This window comes from Niallia sp. Sow4_A1 (assembly GCF_052116745.1).
Lineage (GTDB): Bacteria > Bacillota > Bacilli > Bacillales > Cytobacillaceae > Niallia > Niallia hominis.
Window position 1 is genome coordinate 98412 of sequence record NZ_JBQKKM010000004.1, and the last position, 24316, is coordinate 122727.

Sequence of the window (24316 nt, forward strand, 5' to 3'; positions counted from 1 at the left end):
CTCCCCACAAGAAAAGCAAACTCCTTTGCTTATCGCTTCCGTTATAAATCATTTCGTCCTTTTTTTGATGATATTTATTTTTAGACAGTAAGTAGGCAAAGGTTCTTCACTTTATTCTAAGAATTAAAATAAACCTTATTATATCATATAAATCCTTAGCTAAAGAAACATTGATAGAAAATTCTTTCAATTTTTAGCTGAAACACAGTTTCATCCGATGATATCATTCCACAGGCAAGCACAATAAAAAAAGGATAAGGTGTTGGTAATAATATGTCCTTATAATTTTGTTTGAAATTTCGTATGATAAAAAATAGGAGTTGGCAAGAAAGAGGTAGTAAAATGCAGTTGTGTAAGCTATTACTGTTGCTCACTCCCTTTTTCGGGTCCGAGCAAACTTGGGAATATTTCCATATTGAAGAGAGTAAGCCAAAAGTAGAACAACTACATCAAGAATCTAGCACGAACAAAAGTGTATTGCTTGATGTTCCTTTGATAAAACAAAATCCTGAACTAAAATATGGATGTGAAGTGACCAGTTTAACGATGGTTTTGAATTACGCTGGTGTTAAAGTAAATAAAATGGAGCTTTACAAAAATATTCAGAAGGACATAGACCCATTGATTCGAAAAAATGGCAATATTATCGAATGGGGAGACCCCTCTATTGGATTCGTAGGTGATATGACTGGAAAAAAGCCTGGGTATGCTGTATTTGATAAGCCAATGGAAGATCTAGTTAACAAATACCTCCCAGAAAGAGCCGTTAACTTAACGAAATATTCTTTCCATGATTTAGAGAAACATGTTCAAAATGGTTATCCAATTGTAGTTTGGACAACAGGTGATTATCGTTTACCAGATAGATGGGAATCATGGAAACACAATGGAAAAACAATTAAAACACCATTAGACCTACACGCTGTTGTATTAGTTGGCTTCAGTAAGAATCATGTTTACTTAAATGACCCCTTATCAGGTAAAAAGAATGTTAAAGTCGATAAAAAGACTTTTATTAAATCTTGGCATGCTTTAAAGTCCAGAGCTATTAGTTATCGGTAAAAGTGTATAAAAAGGATAATAAATAGAACGTATTCATAATTTGTTTGCAACAACATTTAACGATTAGCGTTGATTGCATCCACCTATTGATAATTGTTAAAGTAAAGAAGGGATTCCGAGTGTAAATCCAAATTCCCTTATTCTTTTCCTCCAAAAAGCAATTATCTGTGCGCTGCAATCAACGTGTTTCTTTCAAATAGACTCAACCCTACATTTTTTTAAGTACTAACAAAAAGATATGCGTCCAGCTATCCTTCTAGGGTCTTCCTTTTTATTAACTCGCTTAATATAAGTTTATGTTTCCATCTTTCTATTCATGTTTAAAAATCCTTAAGAAATTGCTCCGCCTCTTCACAAGTCAATGGTCGAGAATAATAAAAGCCTTGTGCTTTTTGACAATTTGCCTCTTTTAAGAAGTCTTCTTGCTCTTTCGTTTCCACACCTTCTGCAATAACTTCTATCCCTAAATTTTGTCCTAAGTGAATAATCGTTGTCGTAATGGCAGCATCCTTTGCATTTGTAACCACATCTTTTACAAAGGATTGATCAATTTTTAATACATCAATCGGAAATTGCTTAATATAGCTTAGAGAAGAATAACCAGTTCCAAAATCATCGACAGAGATAATAACCCCTAAATCCTTTAGTTTTCGCAAAATAGGAATTGCTTCTTTAATATTCTCCATAACCCCTTCTGTAATCTCAATCTCCAGCAAGGACGGTTTAATATTAAATTTTTGAATAGAGTAACGTATCATTTCAACAAAATTGGGTTGTTGAAATTGCTTTGGTGAGATATTAACTGCTATACGCACATCCTTATGGTATAAAGTTTTCCATGTATTTATTTGCTCACATGCCTTTTCGATTACCCAGTTTCCAATAGAAATAATGAGACCTGTGTCTTCAGCAAGTGGGATAAAATCATTGGGTGCAACTAGTCCCAATGAAGGACTCTCCCATCTTAATAATGCTTCAAAACTATTAAATGTATGACTCTTTAAATCAATTTGTGGCTGATAATACAATTTTAGTTCATTTTTTTGGACTGCTTTTCGCAATTTTGTTTCTAATGATACTACATTTGTTAAATTTGAAGTCATATCAGAACGATAGAATTGATAATGTGCCTTACCTCTTTCTTTCACGCGAAAAAGTGCCTCATCCGCGTTCTTAATGATTTTCTCCATGTCATCTCCATCATATGGATACATACTAATTCCGATGCTCGGGCTAATATAGTATTCATGAGAGTTTAAGTAGAAGGAATTTGCAAAACTTGAGATAATACGTTGAACTAAGCTTGCTGTTTCTTGTCTATTTGTATTGGACAGGAGAATATTAAATTCATCTCCTCCCTGTCGATATACATGGCATTTATGATTTTTAAATTCTAATAATCGTTCCGCAACTTTTATGAGAATTTGATCTCCGACAATATGACCAAATGTATCATTGATATATTTAAACCGATCTAAATCAATCGTCATTAAGGCAAACGTAACTTTCTCTGTTTCAGCCTTCTTAATCTCCAGATTTAAATCTTCAACAAGGGCTCTTCTATTATAAAGACCCGTTAGCTGATCATGAAAGGACATATAGCGAATTTTTTCTGCCGTTTCCGCACGTTCAGAAATATCCCTTAAGATAACATAAATACCTCTAATGGTATCATTCACTTTAATGGGAACAAATTTTGTATGAATGGACAGTTTTTTTCCATTTTTGCTTTTTAACTTACAATCTAGCGATTGGGATGTTTCCGTTAATTTGCATTTTCTAAAGCTATCGTAAAATAAGGTATTACCCTCATCTATGAGTTCATACAGTGAAAACAGTGGCAGTTTTACATCACTAAAGTCAATTAACTTTAATCCAGTTGGATTCACTTCTTGAATAACCCCATCTAAGCTAACCGTGAATACGGCATCTAAATTATTTTGAACTAATGAACGATATTTCTGTTCGCTTTCATGCAACAATCGTTTTTCTTTAATGGACTCTGTAATATCTCTTGTGATGGATACAATATACTTTACTTCATTCTGTTCATCTATAATAGGCGTCAAAACAGATTCCGCATAAATGATATCGCCATTATCTGTCAGTATTTGATCTGTATAAATATGATTCTTCTTTGTTTCACATACAATCGTATATTCCTGTTGTAATCTATCAGCTATTTTCTTAGAAGAGACATCTTGAAACCCTTTCCCTATGAAATCAATTGGTAATTGAGAAAATAAAAAGGCAGCCTCATTGACAAAGATATACCGAAAAGTATTGTCTTTTTCTGCTTTCATAATAAATACCATATCTTTTATATACATAAAAATAATTTCAAAAATAATATTTTCTATATTTGATTTAGATTGTGCTATCATTTTCTTACTTGCATTATTCTTGTTAAATTCGTTCATCCATCTCATTCCTAACATGCAGCGATATATTATTTTGTTTCGAATAAGATTAACTCTATTAACAATCGCTATCCAATCTAATTTTCTTTTACTACTTTTATCGGCATATATATGAAAGTTTGTACTTAAATAGATAAAAAATTTAGTTTATTCGTATAAAAGGGCTAATCCTAGATTATTATTCTAATTTTAAAGAAATAACGGAAAAGATATTCTCTTTTTATTTCCTTTTCTCTCGTAAAAATAGTATAATAACTTGTACAATTTAGTAAGAAAGGAGCATTAACCGATTGAATAAGCAGCAAAAATATCCACCACCAATACAACCTACTGTTGAAAATCTTCTCCAAGCAATTTCTGTTGTAAATCGTCATGCAAAAACTGCTCCAAACCCAAAGTTTTTATATAAATTGAAGCATGACAGTTTACATAAGCTATTAGCAGAAGGCAAAGCAAAAAAAATGGGTCTACACTTCTCAAACAATCCAAAATATAGCCAACAACAATCAGATCTATTAATTGCATGTAAAAACTATACTTTTCATCTACCTCCAACTAAAAAGGATTTTGAGGAATTGCCACATTTAGGATCTCTCAATCAAAGTGTTCGAAATCCCAAATCAACTCTATCCTTAACACAATCAAAAAAGCTTTTATCCGTTTACACTGGTTTAAAAGAAGATTCGCCACCTAATCAAACATTCCGCAAAAAGCAATACCAAAAACCAGTATTTAAAAAGCTCGGTGAAAGCTATTAATTTTTGCTCTTTCTCAACTATTTGCAAAGGGGCTAATCCCTCTAATCAACTTATCTCTTTAACAAAGAAAAGCTGCCAAGCTATTTTGCTCTTAAGGTCAAAATAGCTTGGCAGCTTTCATTAAATCACATACTTTTCTTTTAAAACATAAGTATTATAAAATGATGTCGTCGATAATTTGAATTAATTCGTTAATCTCTGGTTTACTTACTTGGGCATTTGCTCCAACAACCTGCCCCTTATGTCTTAAACCCTCTGTAATTAATGACGAAAATATAACGACAGGTAACTTAGATAAGTTTGTATTATCTTTAACTAGCTTTGTTAGATGATGCCCGTCCATTTGTGGCATTTCAATATCTGTAATCATTAACTGGGCAACCTCGTCTATAGAAGTACCATTCTCCACATTTTTTGTTAAATAAGCTAATGCTTCACGACCATTTTCAAAAAATGTAATGTATTGAAAGCCTGCAGCGCTCAACGTATCTTCCAGTAATTTTCTTAGAAGGGCAGAATCTTCCACAACAATTAGTTTCTTATCACTTCTTGCTCTTTCCCCTAATTTTTTCACTTGTTGTACATTAATTCCGGATTCAGGATTAATATCTACCACTATTTTTTCAAAATCCAGCAGTAAAATCATCTCTCCGTTTAATTTAACTACACCAATTATTTGGCTTTCTGATCCATAATAAGTCTCAGATGGTTTCTCAATATTTTCCCATGATATCCGGTGGATTTGTGTAACATTATGAACATGGAAAACAATTTTTGTTTTATTGAATTCAGAAACAATATATTTATCTTTTTCAGGAGTATCAGAAGGAGCATATCCTAATACGTTTGCAAGATTAACTACTGTTAATACTTCTCCTCTTAGTTCCATTATTCCTTCTACATAGGGATGGGCATGTGGTATTGGAGTAATCGGTACTGGATTAATAATTTCCTTCACCTTAATAACATTTATACCAAAATTGTTCTTTCCAACACTAAATTCCACAATTTCAAGCTCATTTGTTCCAGATTCTAAAAGTATTCCTTTGTCGTTTTTCATTTATTTCTGTCCTTTCGTGGTTCTAAAAATTCGTTCATTTATGAAATCCACTTTTCAGTTATTTACCTATTCTTTATATCGGACTATTTATCTATTCTTAAAGTAAGTTTATTCAATTTTCTCCAATTAGAAACTATCTTTGCTCGCTAACAATATCCTCTTTTTTAATCCATCTAGCCAACAATTACTATACCTAATACAGTTATATTAAAAAAGACTGTTCCTAAAGGCAACAATCAAGCAGCTTTTTCCATTGGTTTCACCATTTACGGAATATCTGCTTTCGTTAGCCTTCTTGAACAGCCTAGCCTACCATTCTTCTTTTACGCGTGCATGGATTACTAATCCAATAATAGTTAAAATAATTAACGAGCCTAGCGCCATCCTGCTCGCTATATTTCCTAAATCAGCAAATATGAGTGTAATCGTACCATATACAAATGGACCGATAATGGAAGATACCTTACCAGAAAAGGCAAATAGTCCAAAGAACTGGCCTCTCTTCTCTTCTGGAGTAATATCAACAATATATGTTCTTGTCGTTACCCACATACTCCCTAGAGCAACTCCAAAAAGACTCCCAGCAATCCAAAATGCCCCTTGATTCCAAGCAAATGTTGCAATAATCAAAGCGATAACTAATAATATCCCTACATATCGTACAGCTCGATATGCTCCAACTTTTTTTGCAATATATCCAAAGATAAAGGATCCAATGATGCTTGCAATAGTTGACACAAGATATAGAATAATGAATTTACCTGAACTTATTTCAATAACTGTATTTGCATAATCTGCCATCATAGCAATTGTAGTTGCTAAGGCATCATTAAGAAAAAAATAGGCAAGCATAAAAGTAAAAATCTTTCGATAATTCCTCATCTGCTTAAAGGTTTCCACTATTTCACCATAGCCTGAGAAAATAGATTGCTTTTGGACATTTTCTTTTGGTTTGTCTTTAATGAAAAAAAATAATGGCAAGGATAAGAGCAAAAAGAGAATCCCAGTTGGTATAAATGATTGATTAAAAGCCCCGTCATCTATAAATAAATAAACAGATAATCCAATAAGTGTTCCGATATAACCTACTGCGACACCAAATCCGGAAATTAACGGGATTTGTTCCTTGCTACCTAAATCAGAAATCATTGAATCATAAAATACTAAGCTAGAATGATACGTAAATTTCGATAGTACAAAAAAAAGAACCACGAAACCTAAGGACAATGGTATTCCAAGTATCGTTTGTGAAAACTCAATAGACGAAAAGATCCCCATTGCAATTGTTCCTAGCACTGTTAATAGTGTCAGGATTACAATATATTTCTTCTTTTTTCCTGTTCTGTCCATAATTACTCCAAATAACGGTGTAAAGATAACTAATAAAATGCTTGCAAGGGCATTTGCATACGAAATAAACGTGGATGCTATTTGTTGCTGTACCTCACCTGAACCAATCATTCCCTTTAAATAGAAGGGGAAAAAGACTGTATTAATATTAGACGAAAAAATGGTATTAGCAGCATCATATAATGCCCAAGAAAGAATGGGCAAGGAAAAATACAACGCCCATCCTTTTTTTTCCATTTGAACTTTATTTGTTACTGACTCCATCCATCAAGCTCTCCTCTCCAAAAAGCAAGTATGACATTTTATTTACTGTTCGTTGTCCCCGATAGGAAATAAAACGCATTATTTTCTCACCACAAGAGAACCAACAATTAAATCATGTAATGCTTGTTTTTTCTCTGTAAAAGCAGCCAAAATAAAACCAATCAAAAGGATTCCCGATAAAAGACTTGATACTACATATCTTCCTAGGCTTCTCCAAAAAGATAATCTATTCCCATTTTTATCTGTTACCTTTAACCCTAAAAGTTTTTTCCCAATTGTCGCTTGCCATTTTGATGAATGAAGTAGCGAATAATAAAAAAGACTAATAAGCAAACATATACCCATTGTTCCAAAAAATGCGGTCATCATCGGTCCTATTATCGATAACATTTCTGCATCAGATAATGTGTCTACACTTGCTGGATCCATTAATAGCTCTTCCGGGATTTCCATTGAATTTACAAACAAAGCAAAAATGACATTTGAAAGAATTAATAAGGGAATCCCGATAATAATACTATCGATTACCCATGCTCCAAAGCGAATCCAAAATCCTGCATATTCAGGTTGTTCGTTTTTTTCTATATGTATTGTTGTTACCATTTAATTTCCCCCTCCTATTCTTATGATAAATGGAATTTATTATCTAAACAACCTTTTTTATGTAATAGGTGAAAGGTTTACAATTTTTATACAATTAATGAATTCCTTTGTTTCCTTCCTTCTTTAAATATTCATAAAATGTTTATATTTTTTTTACTATTTCGTGAAAAGTATAACAAAGACCTAGACGATTTAGTGCAATTGGAATAATCTAAAAGTGTAAGCAAGTGAAGGAGAGAATGAAAAGATAATTGCTAAAATATATTTAAAGAGAGGACGAGTACACAATGAAGGGTACTGCAATTCTTTTTCATGAAGACTTATCTGTAACTTTTTTAGAAAATATTGACTTAGAAGCATGGAAAAAACACGAAGAAACTGTACAAATAACGGAAAAATTAGAGAATCATGAGCAATTATTCCTAATGGAAGAAGACGTTGATTGGGATTATGGTTACTAATTCACGATAAATAGATAGAGCTGTGATTGATTTTTTTGTCACTGCTCTTTTTTATTTTGTCTATGGTTTTCAATAATCTCCGCTTTTGATATCATAATAGAATACATTATGATGGGAGACTTAATATGGAACATTTAATCAATAAAAAAGTTAAAAATATTGAGATTTCTGGCATTAGGAAGTTCTCTAATATGGTCGCTGGAAAGGAAGGGATGATTTCTTTAACGATTGGTCAGCCAGATTTTCCGACACCTCTTCATATTAAAGAAGCTGCTAAAACGTCTATTGACGAAAATTTCACTTCCTACACACATAATGCTGGGGAGCTAGAATTACGGAAAGCAGCATCACAGTTCGTACATAATAAATATAATCTTTCTTATGATCCTTCTAATGAAGTGCTTGTTACAGTTGGAGCTAGTGAAGCAATAGATGTTACCTTTCGAACCATTCTCGATAAAGGAGTCGAAGTAATACTCCCTGGTCCTGTATATCCTGGATATGAGCCAATTATCCGTTTATGTGATGCTATTCCAGTATATGCAGACATTCGTGATACCTCCTTTCGTTTTACAGCTGACGTAATAAAAAAATACATCACAGAAAAAACTAGATGTATTGTCTTGCCATACCCATCCAATCCTACAGGAGTCAGCTTATCGAAAGAAGAATTAATGGAAATTGCTGCTCTTATTAAGGGTAAAGACATCTTTATTTTAGCAGATGAAATATATAGTGAATTACTCTATGATCAAAAGCATGTATCTATTGCTGAGTTTCTCCGTGAACAAACCATTGTCATTAACGGACTATCTAAATCCCATAGTATGACCGGCTGGAGAATTGGACTATTATTTGCACCAGCATATCTTAGTCAGCAAATTATTAAAGTACATCAATATAATGTAACTTGCGCCTCCTCTGTCTCTCAGAGAGCTGCACTAGAGGCGTTAACAGTTGGTATAAATGATGCCGAGCCAATGAGAGATGACTATCGAATGCGAAGAGAATATGTATATAATCGCTTAACTTCTATCGGATTGGACGTAGTAATGCCAGATGGTGCTTTTTACTTTTTCATAAAAGTACCGACAACAAAGTTGAATTCCTTTGACTTTTGTCTCGATTTAGTTGATAAAGTAAATTTAGCGGTTGTTCCTGGCAGTGCTTTTTCTGCATTAGGAGAAGGATATTTCCGGATTTCATTTGCCTATTCAATGGAAACATTAGAAGAAGCATGTAATCGATTAGAGAAATATATGACAACGTATATGAATTAGAAGCAAAGAGCTTCCACAGATGTGGAAGCTCTTTATTATCAATCCCAATATTTAAATAAAGCTTGTGTGCCGCTTTCTTCTTCTCCTTTAGCAGATAAATGGCTATATAATGTTTCTGCAAGAGATAGACCAGGTGTTTCCATATTCATTTCTTCTGCTTCTTTAAGAGCAATCCGCATGTCTTTAATAAAATGCTTTATATAGAAACCTGGTTCAAAATCGCCTTTTATCATTCTTGGCGCAAGATTACTTAAAGAGAAGCTTCCTGCTGCACCAGTTGATATGCTTTCTAGAACTTTCTCTGGATCTAATCCTGCCTTCTTTGCATAAACAATTGCTTCTGAAACGCCAATCATGGTAGAGGCTATAGCAATTTGATTACACATTTTTGTATGCTGACCAGAGCCTGCAGGTCCTTGATAAACGATATTTGTGCCTAATATCTCAAAGATGGACTGAAGTTCTTTATACACCTCTTCGTCCCCACCAACCATAATAGATAATTTTGCATCTCTTGCTCCTACATCTCCACCGCTAACTGGCGCATCCACAGCATAAATATTTTTCTTTTTTGCTTCTTCATATATTTTCTTCGCAAGGCTAGGAGTAGATGTTGTCATATCGATTAAATAGGTATTTTCACTTGCATTGTTAACTAATCCATTCTCCCCCAAATAGACTTCTTCTACATCTTTTGGATAACCAATAATCGTAATAATTACATTCGCCTTTAAAGCCATCTCGTATGGACTGTCTACCCATTCTGCACCTTCTTCTACAAGGTCGCTTGCTTTTTCTTTCGTGCGATTATGTACAATAACAGGATAACCTGCCTGTAATAAATGTCTTGCCATACTTTTCCCCATTACTCCTGTACCGATAAAGCCAATGGTAGTAGTTTCTTTTGCCAACATGCTATTCCTCTCCTTTATACAATGTTCCAATTTTATTTAAACATTGTTTTTCTTTATAGTAACATGAAAACATTTATAAATGTCTAAATTCTCTTCTAAAGTCGTACTCACAATGACTGAAAAACTACCCATTATACAAATCTTTACACCGATTTTATATAAAGGGTAGTTTTTTTCAACTTATTTACGTAATATCCTCACTATAAGGACTTTCATTATTTCCATTGCAATTACAGCAGCGATTGCTAAGCCAGTTGCTATTAACCATTCATTCATGCCAAACGAAGCTGGAATAGCAAAGACTTCTCTAGCGAATGGCAAGATAGTAATCAAATATAACAAGAAGCATATTCCAACAGCACCTAATACATATTTATTGGAAAATAACCCAACACCAAAAATCGTTTGTGTACTAGATCTTGCAGCAAAAGTCTGCAAAGAACGTGAAAGAATTAAGGTGGTGAAAGCCATAGCGACTCCTAATTCATCCGAATGTTGTAATCCAATATAATGGGAGATAATAACTGCTATACCAATTAATACTCCTCTTACAACGACTGCTCGAAGTGTTCCGCCGGCAAAGATTCCCTCATTAACATCCCTTGGTTTGCGCTTCATTACGCCTGGCTCTGATTTTTCCATGCCAAGGGCAATCGCTGGTAAGGAATCATTCACTAAATTAATAAATAACAGCTGTAATGCTGTAAAAGGATTAGCCCAACCTGCTATTACCGCAAATAATATAGCAATAATTGCTCCAAAATTCCCTGCAAATAAATAACCAATTGATTTTTTTATATTATCAAAAACAGTTCTTCCTACACCAACAGCATTAACAATTGATACAAAATTATCATCTGTTAAGATCATATCTGCTGAATCTTTGGCCACATCGGTTCCACTTCCCATTGCAATACCGATATCAGCCTGTTTTAAAGCTGGCGCATCATTGACACCATCTCCTGTCATAGCAACAATTCGATTTTTCTTTTGCCACGCTCGAACAATTCGAATTTTATTCTCAGGAGACACACGAGCATAAACAGATATATCCTCCAATTTATGGTCTAATTCTGCTTCCGATAAAGCATCTAACTCTTGACCAGTTAAGGCAATATCGTTCTCTTCCATTAAACCGATTTTGCGACCAATTGCCTGGGCAGTTGTTTTATGATCCCCAGTAATCATCACAGTACGTATACCTGCATTCTTTGTTTGTTCAATTGATCCATATACTGCCTCTCGGGGAGGATCCATCATGGCACTTAACCCTACTAGGATAATATCTGCTTCCTCTTCTTCCGTAATCGTCATTTTATCTTTCGGCATGATTTTATATCCATATGCTAGTACTCGTAATGCTTGACGGGAGAAATCTTCATTTGCTTCCTGAAATTTGTTTAACCATTCATTTGTAAAAGGTTCTTCTTTTTCATTGACTAGCACTTTCGTAGCCCGACTGAACATTACATCTGGGCCACCCTTTATAAGCATAAGCCGTTGATTATCAATCGTATGGACGGTAGACATTAACTTTCGATCTGAATCAAACGGTAGTTCTGCTTCTCTTGGATATCTTAAACGAATTTCTTCATAGCTTCTTTTTCCATCATTATAGAAATTAATCAAAGCAACTTCCGTTGGATCTCCTACTTCCCTATTTTCTTTATTAATATAAGAATCATTACATAAAACCGCTATATTTAAGAGTAATCTTTCTGATTGATTCCAATGGGCGGGATCTTCTGGGAGATGCTCTCTTTCTCCTTCTGGAATGAAGTAATCTGTTACGGTCATTTTATTTTGTGTCAATGTCCCTGTCTTATCTGTGCAAATCACACTTGTAGAACCCAATGTTTCTACTGCAGGCAATTTACGAATTATAGCACTTTGTTTAGCCATTTTATTTGTTCCAACAGACAGAACAATCGTAACAATGGAGGATAGAGCCTCCGGAATAGCGGCCACCGCCACTGCAACTGCAAATAATAATGCATTCAAAATAGACGTGGTGACATCTACCGTTTCATCTCCCAACCATATTCTTAATGCTTGGATGGCAAAAATAAGAATAGATAAAAGAAGAATTCCTACTCCTAATTTCTTACTAAATTCTGCAAGCTTCTGTTGTAATGGTGTCTGTTTTTCTTCAGCAGTATTTAGCATATCTGCAATTTTACCTATTTCCGTTTTTTCTCCAGTACCTGTTACTACAAAAGTACCTCGTCCATAAACAACCAGCGAACTACTATAGACCATATTAATACGGTCACCAAGCGCAGATTCTTCTAATATAACCTTATCTTGTTTCTCAATCGCTTCTGATTCCCCTGTTAACATCCCCTCATTCACTTTTAAGGAACCACTTTCTACAATTCGTCCATCAGCTGGAACATAGTCACCAGCTTCTAGGAAAACAATATCACCTGGAACTAGCTCACGGGCTGGAATTGTACTATTCGTGTTATCTCGTCTCACCTTAGCCTCTGGTGCACTCATATTTCGCAAGGCATCTAATGAACTTTCTGCTTTTTTTGTTTGAATAACACTAATAACCGAGTTAAGCAATAGTACTAAAAATATGATTAAGGATTCGACAAATTTACCCATTATCAATTGGATAATGATTACTACTAATAACACAATAACCATCGGATCTTTAAACGTTTCTAAAAAGAGCTTCCATGTTGGCACTTTTTCTTTATCTTGGAGCTCATTATATCCTTCTTTTTCCAAAAGTGACTTTACTTTGTCTGATGATAAACCTTGTGCAGATGACTGTAACTCTTTTAATACGACGTCTTTTTCCTTTTGATAAAAATCCATGTGACTTTATTCAACTCCTTATTGTTCTGTCCTGACTTTTTTTGCACTTAACATAAACGAAAAAGCAATTCTTTGTACATATGTATAATAAAAAATCCTTTTTTAAACCACTTCCCATTATTTATTCTCCATAAACCTGTCCAATAATATGGAAAAACTATTTTCGTAAAGTTTGTTATACGATAACAGCTAAAAGTACTTTACATCCTTGCGAGAAAATAGAGCCTACTCGGTATAACTCAGTGGCCACTGAAAAAGTGAATTACCTGGTGAATGGTAGTTACCAAACCATTCTAACTTAGTGTAGGTTTTTGTTTTCCGAGGCTTATTATTCACTTTCAAATAAATAAAACCTCATTTTATTTGGAAAACTAGACTTTTTCAGTGCCCTGATAACTCATGAGTGAGGGCATTTACCTCAAACCACTCGGACCCTTTAAAAATAGTCGAGTTGATTTCCCACCTATTTTCCTTACTCATTATAGTCATAGAGTTTAAGAATGAATATACGAATATTTTACCTCTATCCTTTGCTTTTCATGTATGAATCTTTATAACCACATAAAAAACTGACTAGAATCATCTAGTCAGTTCAAATAAGGGGAAAATGAGAATAGCGTTAAGCTAACTTGTAAAAGAGCTTATGCTATTTTTATTTATACCCACTATTTTTAAGGATAAACCTATTTTATTCAGAAAGTTTTGCTGCAGCTTTAACTGCTTCCATAACTTCTTCTGTTGTAGACATTTGTAATGCTTTTTCTGCTAATTCTTCCATTTCCTTTTTAGAAAGGTTTAGAATTTGTGATCTTGCTTTTAAGATAGATGTAGCACTCATAGAGAATTCATCTAGGCCTAATCCTAATAATAAAGGAATTGCTGTTTCATCTCCTGCCATCTCTCCACACATACCTGCCCATTTACCTTCTTTATGCGCTGCATCGATAACCATTTTAACAAGACGTAAAATAGAAGGATTGTATGGTTGGTAAAGATAAGAAACACGCTCATTCATACGGTCTGCAGCCATTGTGTATTGGATTAAGTCATTTGTACCAATACTGAAGAAGTCAACTTCTTTAGCAAATTGATCTGCAAGAACTGCAGTAGAAGGAATTTCAACCATGATACCTAATTCAATTTTTTCTGCTACTTGAACGCCTTCACTTGTTAAGTTAGCTTTTTCTTCTTCTAAAAGAGCTTTTGCTTGGCGGAACTCATTTAATGTAGCAATCATTGGGAACATGATTTTTAGATTTCCATATGAGCTTGCACGTAATAATGCTCTTAATTGCGTACGGAAAATATCTTGCTCCTCTAGACATAAACGAATTGCACGGAAACCTAAGAACGGGTTCATTTCTTTTGGTAAATCTAAATATGGAAGCTCTTTATCTCCACCAATATCTAATGTGCGAACTACAACTGGCTTCCCTTTCATTCCTTCAAGGACAGCTTTGTAAGATTCAAACTGTTCATCTTCTGTAGGGAGCTGATCTCTACCCATGTAAAGGAATTCAGTACGGTATAAACCAACTGCTTCCCCACCGTTATTAATAACACCTTCTAAATCATTTGGTGTACCAATATTTGCTGCAAGCTCTACATGAACACCATCAGAGCTAACTGTTTGTTCATTCACAAGTTTTGCCCATTCTGCTTTTTGTTGTTCATATTGTTCTGCAGTCTTTTTATAGCTTTCTACCATTTCAGGTGTTGGATTAATATGGATTTCTCCTTTTAATCCATCAACAATTACTAAATCGCCATTATTAATTTCATCTGTAGCCTTTTTAGTACCGACAACAGCAGGAATTTCTAAAGAGCGAGCCATGATTGCTGAATGAGAAGTTCTACCGCCAATATCAGTTGTGAATCCTTTAACAAATTGACGGTTAAGCTGTGCAGTATCAGATGGTGTTAAATCTTCTGCGACTACCACTACTTCTTCAGAAATCATACTTGGGTTTGCTAAATGTACGCCTAAAAGATGAGACATTACACGCTTTGTAACGTCACGAATGTCAGCAGCTCTTTCTTGCATATATTCATTATCCATCGATTCAAACATAGTAATAAACATATCTGTTGTTTCTTTTAATGCATATTCTGCATTCACTAGGTCTGTTTTAATTTTATCTTCAATAGGTGCAATTAATTCTGGATCACTTAATACTAATAAATGTGCTTCAAAAATCGCAGCTTTATCCGCACCAAGCTCTTTATTAGCTTTTTCCCGAATAGCTTCTAATTCTGATTTTGCTTTCGTTAAAGCATCTTGAAAACGAGAAATTTCATTTTCAGCATTTTCTACACTAGTCTTTTCAAATGAAAGATCTGGTTCAACTAAACGATAAGCTTTTGCAATGGCTATTCCACTAGATGCAGCAATTCCTTGTAAAAAACTCATTATTCTGCTAAACCTTCTTTATTTAACGTTTCTTGTAATCCATTAATAGCTTCTTGCTCGTCATTACCTTCTGCGATAATTTTAATTTCAGCACCTTGAGCAATTCCTAATGACATAACACCCATAATCGATTTAAGATTTACTTTTTTCTCTTTGTATTCTAATTGAATATCTGAATCAAATTTGCTAGCTGCTTGTACTAAAAGTGTTGCTGGTCTAGCATGAATTCCTGTATCTGCAATAACTTTAAATTGTTTTTCTACCATAATAAAATCATTCTCCTTTATCGATTAAGTTATAAGATGTAACCATATAGATAAACTTTTCAAACTTAAACAACCTTAATATAAATTAACAATTGTTTATCATTAATAATATATAATTTTTATATTACAATTGTAAACTGAAAGCTATGTATTTTGTCGAAAAATATCGCTGTCTATGCACACAAACTTTCTTCACAACCATTTATAGCATCTTCTAAGAAGAAGAGAACATGTAATGACCTGTTCAAAATAGGCAGGCAATTTAAGTTTTTGAAAAAGACATCTCAAATGAAAGAATAGCATTTCTTTCTTATATAGACAATCAAAATTTATTAAACGACAAAAATTTGTTCACTTTATGGCGAAAATTAGCATTTTTTATTTGATAAACCTACACTTGGTGTAAAGTTACTGCCTGTTTAGTAAAATCCCCTAATTATCAACTTTTATACAATTAAAAATGGTGACTGTCCACTTAAAAAGATTATTGTAATTGAATGGGACATCTTATGAAAACAGTTAAAATGTGAACAAAGCTCTGTAACAAATCCTTCAAACATTTGTATAGAAAACTTTTATTAGTCGAAAAATATATTGCAATCTCTCGTTAAACAAGCTTTAATATTATTGAACTTTCAAATATGAATAGTTAATCTAATAAAATTAACCGTTTCAGTGGTATGCGTCATTTATCCACTGATTGTTAGTTGGAACGATTCAGCTTTGTATGGACAGTTGATTCCCATCTATTTTCCTCGAATACCATAAGCTTACGGTTAAGATATAAAGCTAGCGTATTCGTCAAGTTCACGCGATTTAACATGATAAATATAATTTTTATTGGAGAAAAAAATAAAGGGAGGGAGAATATGAGATACAAACGTAATGAAGCTTTTCGTTACCAATTGAATGATTCTCTTGACGCTATATTTACACTAAAGGTTGAGGAAGACACACTTTCTAGTAAAGGGCATGCTCTTATCTATAATATAAGTCCCAATGGATTAAGATTTCGGACAGAATATGACTTACCTGTTGGTGATTCGCGCTTATTATTACAACTTCAGTTCATTTTAAATGGAAACGAGATAATTATGCCTGGCCATATAACCTGGAAGAAAAAAATCGGGATTCTATTTGAATATGGTTTTGAAGGAAAGGAAAATAATGAAGCAAAACAGAAGATAATCAACGGCTTAAAAGAACTTTCTCGAATAGATAATAAAGATACGCTTTAAAAGAGTGCGTATTTATTACACACATCTAAATATTCTTCCACTTCACTCGACCACTGAACTTTTGCAGTGGTCTCCTTTTTTTGTTGCGGTACTTTCCGTCCTTGCTAATCTCCTCAACAAGTTGATCTATATTTTTTACTCCCCAAAGTTAACATTTCACCTGTTTAAAATCTTTTAAATAAACTCATTTTCTATGTTAATTTGGATAGAAAGGAATAAAAAGATTTCCATCAGTGGAGTTGCCTTAAAACTCCACCGATGAATAATTAGCAAACAGTTTTTCAGTGTCCGTCGTTTAAAATGGATCTAAAGCTAAGTGCCCTATTTTTCAACTTCTTGGCTCGTCCATATATTTATATGTAACATCTCCGCCAATTTCTGCAATTCCTTTAAAATGCTTAAAGTCTTCTCTCTTTACCAATTCTGATCGAAAAGTGAGAAATTCCTCTTTTTTAACTCGATAACTTTCTATTTCTTTATTCTTTAACTGTTCTAATATTTTTTCTGCCAATTCCTTATTCATGCCACTCACCAATTACCCTTTCTATCTTTTTTTCAGTCCATATTTTAATTTATTGTAATATTTTAAGCAAAGAATTCTACACTTTTCCTTTTTTAATATTATTTTTTGATATTATTATGGATATTTTTTTTAATTATGTTATAATATCATCTAATATTAGGATAGTGTAACCATTAGTGATAGTCAAAAAAATAGGATAATGAAGTCCAAATTACTTCCTTCACTTTCTTTTATATTAAAAATACATAATTTTTCGATAAACAGCATTTCCCTTTATTTCATCATGCTAGGTAGAACTTACCTTCAAGCAGCAACGAAAAAAGACTATTTCAAAAAAGTAAATGATACACATTTTATTTGCAGTTTCATAGTATATATTTATTAAGATTACTATACTGCTATTTTTTACGAATAAGTTCTAATAGTGCAAACTATAATCAGAATTTATATAAAATTTGGAATGATAAGGAGAGATTTGAGTGAAAAGAGCTGAGGTTGGAAATATAATTGAATTTAGAGGGTTACAAGGAATTGTTGAAAAAGTAAATGAAAATTCAGTTATTGTAGACTTAACTTATATGAATAACTATCGTGATTTAGAATTAGAGCAAAGAACAGTTGTTAACCACAAAAACTATCGTATCATTAAATAATGTTCAAAAAAGAAGTCTATATAGGGATTGCCTCCTTTTATTGACTTCTTTTTTGTATGCGCTTTATTTCTTCCTTATAATAAGGAAGAAACTATTCTTCCGCCAATTCTTTTTTTGTTTTTACTTTCCCATGAGGCTTTTGTTTCTGCTTACGAACAGCCCATTCTCTTTCTTTTTCTCTATGTGCTTTTGACATCTTCTTCACCTCCATCCTTCGTTATATAATAAACATTATCACCTTTTTTATCCCTATTAATAGCTACAAACTTATCCCATTTTCCAAGTGAATTTCCGCTCCAATATTCCATGCGCTTAAAAGAAATATTTGGTTGACCACATGAAAAAAAACTGTTAACATCACATTATATTTCTTAAATAAATTACATGCTATGAATGTTATGGATCAAACTATAACAGGAGCAGCTTCTGGAGAGACCGTTTGGATTCCTAAACGGCACCGAAGGATTCACAATCTCAGGTAAAAGGACAGAAGAACAACCAATACATATTTATAATCATGTCCTGGTTCTTCTTATCCTTTGAAACAGATTGGTGTATCCAATCTGTTTTTTTCATACATTCATTAAATCGTTTTATTTGAGAAGCAAACAAAATTGCGAGGTATGAGGTGAAATAATGGTTCAACAACGTCGAGCAGTCGTAAGTGTCATTGGAAAAGATCAAATTGGGATTATCAGTAAGGTAACAACAATCCTTTCTAATAATCACATTAATATTCTAGATATCAGTCAAACCATTCTACAAGATTTCTTTACAATGATGATGTTAGTAGATATTACCGATAAAGAGAACTTGGATAACTTAACACAACAGTTTGATGAATTAAGCGAGCAACTTCATTTAAAAATTAATATCCAATTAGAAGAAATTTTTCAATCCATGCACCGTGTTTAAGAAAAGAGGGTCAGAAAATGAAAATTGCATTGAATGAAATGATGGAAACCATTAATATGGTACAGATGGAAAATCTTGATATTCGTACTGTTACGATGGGAATCAGCCTTTATGATTGTGCTGATTCAGATTTTCAAAAGTTAAATGAGTCTGTCTATAAAAAAATTACAAAGTATGCAAGCAAATTAACCGAAGTAGCAAATGCTGTTGAAAAGGAATATGGAATTCCCATTATTAATAAGCGTATTTCTATCACTCCAATTGCAGAAATTCTAGGAAATAGTACAGTAGAACAAGCAGTAACCCTAGCAAAAACATTAGATAAAGCCGCAAAAGATTTAAATGTAGATTTTATAGGTGGGTATTCTGCCCTTGTACATAAGGGGATTACTAAAGGTGATCAAACATTATTAGCTGCCCTTCCAGAGGCACTTTCTGTGACAGAACGCGTTTGTGCCTCCGTATCTGTTGCTACGACTAGAACCGGTATTAATATGGATGCAGTAAAACAAATGGGTGAAATAATTAAAAAAGCTGCTGAAAATACAAAAGATCAAAATGGTCTAGCATGTGCTAAGCTAGTAGTTTTCTGTAATCCTGTTGAAGATAACCCATTTATGGCTGGAGCCTTCCATGGAGCAGGTGAAGGAGAAGTTGTAATCAATGTTGGTGTTAGTGGACCTGGCGTTGTATTAAGTGCATTGAAGAAATATCCTGAAGCTGATTTAGGAGAAGTCTCAGAAATCATCAAAAAAACAACTTTTAAAATAACTCGAGCTGGGGAATTAATTGGACGAGTAGTTGCGGAACGTTTAGATGTACCATTTGGAATTATGGATTTATCCCTTGCACCGACTAATGCTATTAATGATAGTGTTGCAGAAATATTAGAAGAGATTGGTTTGGAACGTGTCGGAACACATGGGACCATTGCAGCATTAGCTTTAATGAACGACGCAGTTAAAAAAGGTGGAGCAATGGCAAGTAGTTATGTTGGTGGATTAAGTGGCGCCTTCATTCCAGTAAGTGAGGATAATGGAATGATTAAAGGAATTTTAGATGACAGCTTAACCCTTTCTAAACTGGAAGCAATGACTTGTGTATGCTCTGTTGGACTTGATATGATTGCCCTGACTGGAGATGTTACAGCAGCTACGTTATCAGCAATCATTGCCGATGAAGCAGCTATTGGAATGATTAATAAAAAAACAACAGCTGTCCGTGTCATTCCTGTCCCTGGAAAGAAAGAGGGAGAAATCGTAGAATTCGGCGGTCTTTTAGGTCGAGCACCTGTAATGGGAGTTAATCCATTTAGTTCAGCTAAACTCATTGACCGAGGCGGACGTATACCATCTCCCCTACAAGCATTAATTAACTAATAGTATCTTTACATGACAAATACATGAGGCTGGGACATAAGCATTTCATTCAACAATAAACACGAACTATTATGTAATTAATTTGCATGAAAATTCGTGTTTATTGTTTTGAAAAAGGTTTAAAAAACGAAGTGTAATGGAGCGGAGGATGCTCGACTCCTGCGGGAAATAGAGGAAAGGCTGAGACCCCGCAGCGCAGCGAGGAGGCTTAGCTTCCTCCCCGGCGCATCGTGCGTCCGTAGCGCAATGGAACGACTTAGTTTTTACACCTGACTATATTTAAAAACATAGAAAACCATCATGAGAAAGTAGCTTTATTTAAAAGCTACTTTAGAGATTATTCGTCTTTAAAGATTAGTTTTTTAGTTTTGTCCCAGCCTCACCTTCTTGTTAGAAGCGAAAACCAATTATTTAGGCACAGGTTTAATCCATAAGAACAGCAAGAATACTAAGCTTATGTAACCAAATATAGGATATAAAAAGGATAATAATGTGCCATACTGTACGAAACTAATTAAATAGGAAACCAAAATAATTCCACCGATTATTACCATACTTGGTAAAGGAATGAAGCTCCGCAACTGCCTCTCTAACCCATAAATATTCCCGATTACCGAACTGAAAATTTCTCCATATATGACTAAAATATAAACCCATGAAAGCTGTGGAGCTAAATTTTTCATAATAATAGCCATAGGAATAGAATACAGATAAACATCCTTCAGCATAATAAGGGAAAAATGACTGGATATTAGAATCATCATTAGAGCAATTCCACCTAAAATACCTCCCCATTTAACCACTTCTTCATCACCAATTTCAGAGGCTGCAGGTACTAGCACAGCAATTGCTAAAGCCAAATTTAAGGCAGTATACGAAAACGGAGAGCTGATCGTTTTCCAAGTAATGGTCTCCATTTGAAATATCTCTCCCAAAAATCCTGGCAAAGAAATAGAAAGTATAAAGAGAATAAAGCTGAAACTGATCATAATAGGTACAACAAATGTGTTTACGGCAAATAACCCTCTTGTTCCTACCATCATAACCATTAAAGAAAGGACAATTGTAAAAATGACGCCAACCGTTTTATCTAGGCCGAGCTGCTCTTCAAATACAGCACCAGCTCCTGAAAACATCACAGCACAGACTCCTATTAGCATAAGTAATAATAGAATGTTAATCATTGTTCCTATGACATTACCAAATAAGTAAATAGTAAACTCTTGATAGGAAGATGCCTTTATTTTGACCGAAATACGCATTAGTTTCGCCCCAAAATACGCAAAAATAAATCCACTTACAATGATTCCTAACAAGCCGATAAATCCATATTGTGAAAAAAAGACTACTATCTCTCTTCCTGTCGCAAATCCAGCACCGACAACAGTACCTACATACACCGCTGCTAGCTGTATTGCAGCATACCATTTATTTTTCACAGATTTCCCTCCCTACATCAACTATATGTAGAAATGGACAAACAATGACGAGCATTTTCTCTAAATAAAAAATAAATTTTTAAATGAAATAGCTTCCTAATTTTGAACAAGAATATTTACATTTGGATTAGGAAGAACCCAGTCTATCTTCCTCCCATTCTGTATGCAAGTAAAGAGTCTTCAGGAGATTTTTAAACGGAATAAAATTCCATTAATATTTTTTAAGCAAAAAACTTGAAAGTCAAAAAAGGTCAAAGTATAATCATAATTACAAAAGGTCAATATTAGTCAAAATCAAAAGGAGGATATTTAATGATGAAATGTGAAATTTGCCAACAAAACAGTGCCACAATCAGCTTACGATTTGTATTAAACAATATGGAAAGCACAATGAATATTTGTCATGTTTGCTATCAAAAAGAAAAGCAAAAAATGACAGCACAAAACGGCCCAATGTTTTTCCAACCTTCCCCTTTTGACGAGTTATTTCAATCACTTAACCAATCAAATTCATTAGGGGGAGCTAGTGCTTCAAAGGAAGCTCCTTTTATTAATAACAATAAAAAAGCTGGCATTCTCGATAAACATGGGAAAAACTTAAATCAAATGGCTAATGCTGGTTTGATTGACCCAGTTATCGGAAGAGAAAATGAAATTGAACGTATAATCGAGATTCTAAATCGAAGAAATAAAAATAATCCAGTACTAATCGGGGAACCTGGTGTCGGGAAAACAGCGATAGCAGAAGGATTAGCTTTAAAAATTATGGAAGGCAATGTTCCAAAAAAATTACAAAATAAAGAAATTTACTTATTAGATGTGGCTTCCCTTGTATCAAATACAGGTATTCGCGGTCAATTTGAAGAAAAAATGAAGCAAGTCATTCAAGAAGTACAAGCTAGAAAAAATGTTATTGTCTTTATTGACGAAATCCATCAGTTAGTAGGTGCAGGCTCTGCAGAAGGCTCTATGGATGCTGGGAATATTTTAAAACCAGCATTAGCTCGCGGCGAACTGCATATCATTGGGGCAACAACCTTAAAAGAATATCGTCAAATCGAAAAGGATGCTGCCTTAGAGCGACGATTCCAGCCAGTGCAAGTAAGTGAGCCATCTGTGGAAGCTACATTATCGATTTTAAATGGCATTAAGGATAAATATGAAAAATTCCATGAAGTTTCTTACACGGAAGATGCAATAAAAGCATGTACTGAGCTATCCCATCGTTATATTCAAGACCGCTTCTTACCAGATAAAGCGATTGACTTAATGGATGAGGCTGGTTCTAAAATGAATCTTTCTTCTACTTATCAAAACACGGAAGAAATCGAAAATCGTCTTGCTATGATAGCAAAAGAAAAAGAAAAAGTATTAAAAGAAGAAAATTATGAAAAAGCAGCTCAACTGCGCAAAGAAGAACAACAGCTTGAAAAGGCATTAAATGAACCAAACAATGATGATAAGCCGATTGTGGATGTTGCCCTTATCCAGCAATTAATCGAAAAGAAAACGGGCATTCCAGTAGGAAAATTACAGGAAGATGAACAGCAAAAAATGAAGTTTTTAAGTGATCGATTAGCAGCAAAAGTAATTGGACAGGATGAGGCTGTTCGCAAAGTGGCTAAAGCCATTAAACGTAGTAGAGCAGGACTTAAATCAAAAACGAGACCAATTGGTAGCTTCCTTTTCGTCGGTCCAACTGGTGTGGGGAAAACGGAACTTACCAAAACACTAGCAGAAGAATTATTCGGCAGCAAGGATAGTATGATTCGCCTAGATATGAGTGAATATATGGAGAAACATAGCATTAGTAAAATCATTGGTTCTCCTCCAGGATATGTTGGTCATGAAGAAGCAGGACAATTAACAGAAAAAGTTAGAAGAAATCCATATAGCATTATTCTGCTAGATGAAATCGAAAAAGCACATCCTGATATTCAATCCATCTTCTTGCAAATTCTAGAAGACGGACGCTTAACAGATAGCCAAGGACGCACTGTCAGCTTTAAAGACTCTGTTATTATTATGACAAGTAATGCAAGTGTCGCCCATAAACATAGGGTTGTTGGCTTTGGAAATAATGATGCAATCGAAGAAAGCAATCTTTTACAAACATTAGGAAACTTCTTTAAACCAGAATTCCTTAACCGCTTTGATGCGATTATCGAGTTTAAATCATTGGAAAAAGAACACTTACTACAAATTACAGACTTATTATTAGAGGAACTTTCTCATAATTTACAAGAACAGCAAATCACTTTACAAGTAACCGAAACGGCCAAAGAGAAAATCGTAGAATTAGGAACACATCCAAGCTTTGGTGCTCGTCCTTTAAGAAGAGTAATTCAAGAGCATTTAGAAGATCAATTAGCAGATGTTATTCTCGATGAGCCAACAGTTAAAGAATTAACTGCAGTTATTGAGGATGACCAAATTAAGGTCAAACCAGTGCAAACACAATCTATTAGTCAGTAAATAAAAAGAAAACCGTGGGG

At 34.0% G+C, this 24316-nt stretch carries 20 protein-coding genes and 1 riboswitch; of the genes, 9 read left to right on the forward strand and 11 right to left on the reverse strand.

Going from position 1 to position 24316, the window contains the following annotated elements:
* The first annotated feature begins 342 nt into the window (after positions 1-342).
* Positions 343-1062, forward strand: a complete 720-nt coding sequence (locus ACTQ5K_RS03795; protein ID WP_031534178.1) for a C39 family peptidase — start codon at positions 343-345, stop codon at positions 1060-1062.
* A 320-nt stretch (positions 1063-1382) separates the two neighbouring features.
* On the opposite strand, the gene ACTQ5K_RS03800 is transcribed toward ACTQ5K_RS03795, so the two are convergent.
* Positions 1383-3482 (reverse strand): sensor domain-containing protein, encoded by a 2100-nt coding sequence (locus ACTQ5K_RS03800; protein WP_031534176.1) that lies wholly within the window; start codon positions 3480-3482, stop codon positions 1383-1385.
* A gap of 290 nt (positions 3483-3772) precedes the next feature.
* Between ACTQ5K_RS03800 and ACTQ5K_RS03805 the strand changes: the two genes are divergently transcribed.
* Positions 3773-4240, forward strand: coding sequence for a YkyB family protein (locus tag ACTQ5K_RS03805; RefSeq protein WP_031534174.1), 468 nt, complete (start codon positions 3773-3775; stop codon positions 4238-4240).
* Between the two features lie 154 nt (positions 4241-4394).
* On the opposite strand, the gene ACTQ5K_RS03810 is transcribed toward ACTQ5K_RS03805, so the two are convergent.
* From ACTQ5K_RS03810 to ACTQ5K_RS03820, 3 genes are all read right to left on the reverse strand, one after another.
* Positions 4395-5300 (reverse strand): chemotaxis protein, encoded by a 906-nt coding sequence (locus ACTQ5K_RS03810; protein WP_031534172.1) that lies wholly within the window; start codon positions 5298-5300, stop codon positions 4395-4397.
* A 309-nt stretch (positions 5301-5609) separates the two neighbouring features.
* A complete protein-coding gene (locus ACTQ5K_RS03815; protein ID WP_031534170.1) occupies positions 5610-6914 on the reverse strand; it encodes an MFS transporter in 1305 nt (434 codons plus the stop codon).
* Positions 6915-6992: 78 nt separating this feature from the next.
* Positions 6993-7517, reverse strand: a complete 525-nt coding sequence (locus ACTQ5K_RS03820; protein ID WP_031534169.1) for an RDD family protein — start codon at positions 7515-7517, stop codon at positions 6993-6995.
* 287 nt (positions 7518-7804) lie between these two features.
* On the opposite strand from ACTQ5K_RS03820, the gene ACTQ5K_RS03825 reads away from it, so the two are divergent.
* Positions 7805-7978: a hypothetical protein gene (locus ACTQ5K_RS03825; protein WP_155986730.1), complete on the forward strand. Its 174-nt coding sequence runs from the start codon at positions 7805-7807 to the stop codon at positions 7976-7978.
* Between the two features lie 125 nt (positions 7979-8103).
* On the forward strand, positions 8104-9258 hold the full coding sequence (locus ACTQ5K_RS03830; RefSeq protein WP_031534168.1) for an aminotransferase A: 1155 nt from the start codon (positions 8104-8106) through the stop codon (positions 9256-9258).
* Positions 9259-9296: 38 nt separating this feature from the next.
* On the opposite strand, the gene ACTQ5K_RS03835 is transcribed toward ACTQ5K_RS03830, so the two are convergent.
* The 4 genes from ACTQ5K_RS03835 to ACTQ5K_RS03850 form a co-directional block, all read right to left on the reverse strand.
* Positions 9297-10172, reverse strand: a complete 876-nt coding sequence (locus tag ACTQ5K_RS03835) for an NAD(P)-dependent oxidoreductase (RefSeq protein ID WP_031534167.1) — start codon at positions 10170-10172, stop codon at positions 9297-9299.
* A gap of 180 nt (positions 10173-10352) precedes the next feature.
* On the reverse strand, positions 10353-12998 hold the full coding sequence (locus tag ACTQ5K_RS03840) for a cation-translocating P-type ATPase (RefSeq protein ID WP_031534165.1): 2646 nt from the start codon (positions 12996-12998) through the stop codon (positions 10353-10355).
* Between the two features lie 688 nt (positions 12999-13686).
* Positions 13687-15408, reverse strand: coding sequence for a phosphoenolpyruvate--protein phosphotransferase (gene ptsP / locus ACTQ5K_RS03845; protein WP_031534163.1), 1722 nt, complete (start codon positions 15406-15408; stop codon positions 13687-13689).
* A complete protein-coding gene (locus ACTQ5K_RS03850; protein WP_031534161.1) occupies positions 15408-15674 on the reverse strand; it encodes a phosphocarrier protein HPr in 267 nt (88 codons plus the stop codon). The genes ptsP and ACTQ5K_RS03850 overlap by 1 nt, the downstream gene beginning before the upstream one ends.
* A gap of 869 nt (positions 15675-16543) precedes the next feature.
* On the opposite strand from ACTQ5K_RS03850, the gene ACTQ5K_RS03855 reads away from it, so the two are divergent.
* Entirely contained in the window at positions 16544-16912 is a 369-nt protein-coding gene (locus ACTQ5K_RS03855; RefSeq protein ID WP_251627367.1) for a PilZ domain-containing protein, read from the forward strand.
* A gap of 328 nt (positions 16913-17240) precedes the next feature.
* On the opposite strand, the gene ACTQ5K_RS03860 is transcribed toward ACTQ5K_RS03855, so the two are convergent.
* On the reverse strand, positions 17241-17435 hold the full coding sequence (locus ACTQ5K_RS03860) for a hypothetical protein (protein ID WP_251627368.1): 195 nt from the start codon (positions 17433-17435) through the stop codon (positions 17241-17243).
* Positions 17436-17914: 479 nt separating this feature from the next.
* Between ACTQ5K_RS03860 and ACTQ5K_RS03865 the strand changes: the two genes are divergently transcribed.
* The gene (locus ACTQ5K_RS03865; protein WP_065429081.1) at positions 17915-18088 is read left to right on the forward strand and encodes a YkvS family protein; all 174 of its coding nucleotides are present in this window, start codon (positions 17915-17917) and stop codon (positions 18086-18088) included.
* A 91-nt stretch (positions 18089-18179) separates the two neighbouring features.
* Here the strand turns inward: ACTQ5K_RS03865 and ACTQ5K_RS03870 are convergent, their stop codons facing one another.
* Positions 18180-18284: a DUF6254 family protein gene (locus ACTQ5K_RS03870; RefSeq protein WP_231512488.1), complete on the reverse strand. Its 105-nt coding sequence runs from the start codon at positions 18282-18284 to the stop codon at positions 18180-18182.
* A gap of 220 nt (positions 18285-18504) precedes the next feature.
* Positions 18505-18588: riboswitch (glycine riboswitch) on the forward strand.
* Positions 18589-18724: 136 nt separating this feature from the next.
* Here ACTQ5K_RS03870 and ACTQ5K_RS03875 point away from each other — a divergent pair.
* Positions 18725-19003, forward strand: coding sequence for an ACT domain-containing protein (locus ACTQ5K_RS03875; RefSeq protein ID WP_441993740.1), 279 nt, complete (start codon positions 18725-18727; stop codon positions 19001-19003).
* Between the two features lie 17 nt (positions 19004-19020).
* Positions 19021-20382 (forward strand): PFL family protein, encoded by a 1362-nt coding sequence (locus tag ACTQ5K_RS03880; protein WP_031534153.1) that lies wholly within the window; start codon positions 19021-19023, stop codon positions 20380-20382.
* A 407-nt stretch (positions 20383-20789) separates the two neighbouring features.
* On the opposite strand, the gene ACTQ5K_RS03885 is transcribed toward ACTQ5K_RS03880, so the two are convergent.
* Positions 20790-21821 (reverse strand): YkvI family membrane protein, encoded by a 1032-nt coding sequence (locus tag ACTQ5K_RS03885; protein ID WP_031534151.1) that lies wholly within the window; start codon positions 21819-21821, stop codon positions 20790-20792.
* Between the two features lie 315 nt (positions 21822-22136).
* Between ACTQ5K_RS03885 and ACTQ5K_RS03890 the strand changes: the two genes are divergently transcribed.
* Positions 22137-24296 carry an AAA family ATPase gene (locus tag ACTQ5K_RS03890; protein ID WP_441993751.1) on the forward strand — a complete coding sequence of 720 codons (2160 nt, stop codon included), beginning with the start codon at positions 22137-22139 and terminating at the stop codon, positions 24294-24296.
* Positions 24297-24316: the final 20 nt, after the last annotated feature.

Excerpts from the sequence above, each read along its gene's own strand:
- ACTQ5K_RS03795 (WP_031534178.1), top strand. The coding sequence starts at position 343 with ATGCAGTTGTGTAAGCTATTACTGTTGCTCACTCCCTTTTTCGGGTCC.
- ACTQ5K_RS03800 (WP_031534176.1), bottom strand. The coding sequence starts at position 3,482 with ATGAACGAATTTAACAAGAATAATGCAAGTAAGAAAATGATAGCACAA.
- ACTQ5K_RS03810 (WP_031534172.1), bottom strand. The coding sequence starts at position 5,300 with ATGAAAAACGACAAAGGAATACTTTTAGAATCTGGAACAAATGAGCTT.
- ACTQ5K_RS03815 (WP_031534170.1), bottom strand. The coding sequence starts at position 6,914 with ATGGAGTCAGTAACAAATAAAGTTCAAATGGAAAAAAAAGGATGGGCG.
- ACTQ5K_RS03820 (WP_031534169.1), bottom strand. The coding sequence starts at position 7,517 with ATGGTAACAACAATACATATAGAAAAAAACGAACAACCTGAATATGCA.
- ACTQ5K_RS03825 (WP_155986730.1), top strand. The coding sequence starts at position 7,805 with ATGAAGGGTACTGCAATTCTTTTTCATGAAGACTTATCTGTAACTTTT.
- ACTQ5K_RS03830 (WP_031534168.1), top strand. The coding sequence starts at position 8,104 with ATGGAACATTTAATCAATAAAAAAGTTAAAAATATTGAGATTTCTGGC.
- ACTQ5K_RS03835 (WP_031534167.1), bottom strand. The coding sequence starts at position 10,172 with ATGTTGGCAAAAGAAACTACTACCATTGGCTTTATCGGTACAGGAGTA.
- ACTQ5K_RS03840 (WP_031534165.1), bottom strand. The coding sequence starts at position 12,998 with ATGGATTTTTATCAAAAGGAAAAAGACGTCGTATTAAAAGAGTTACAG.
- ptsP (WP_031534163.1), bottom strand. The coding sequence starts at position 15,408 with ATGAGTTTTTTACAAGGAATTGCTGCATCTAGTGGAATAGCCATTGCA.
- ACTQ5K_RS03850 (WP_031534161.1), bottom strand. The coding sequence starts at position 15,674 with ATGGTAGAAAAACAATTTAAAGTTATTGCAGATACAGGAATTCATGCT.
- ACTQ5K_RS03855 (WP_251627367.1), top strand. The coding sequence starts at position 16,544 with ATGAGATACAAACGTAATGAAGCTTTTCGTTACCAATTGAATGATTCT.
- ACTQ5K_RS03860 (WP_251627368.1), bottom strand. The coding sequence starts at position 17,435 with ATGAATAAGGAATTGGCAGAAAAAATATTAGAACAGTTAAAGAATAAA.
- ACTQ5K_RS03870 (WP_231512488.1), bottom strand. The coding sequence starts at position 18,284 with ATGTCAAAAGCACATAGAGAAAAAGAAAGAGAATGGGCTGTTCGTAAG.
- ACTQ5K_RS03875 (WP_441993740.1), top strand. The coding sequence starts at position 18,725 with ATGGTTCAACAACGTCGAGCAGTCGTAAGTGTCATTGGAAAAGATCAA.
- ACTQ5K_RS03880 (WP_031534153.1), top strand. The coding sequence starts at position 19,021 with ATGAAAATTGCATTGAATGAAATGATGGAAACCATTAATATGGTACAG.
- ACTQ5K_RS03890 (WP_441993751.1), top strand. The coding sequence starts at position 22,137 with ATGAAATGTGAAATTTGCCAACAAAACAGTGCCACAATCAGCTTACGA.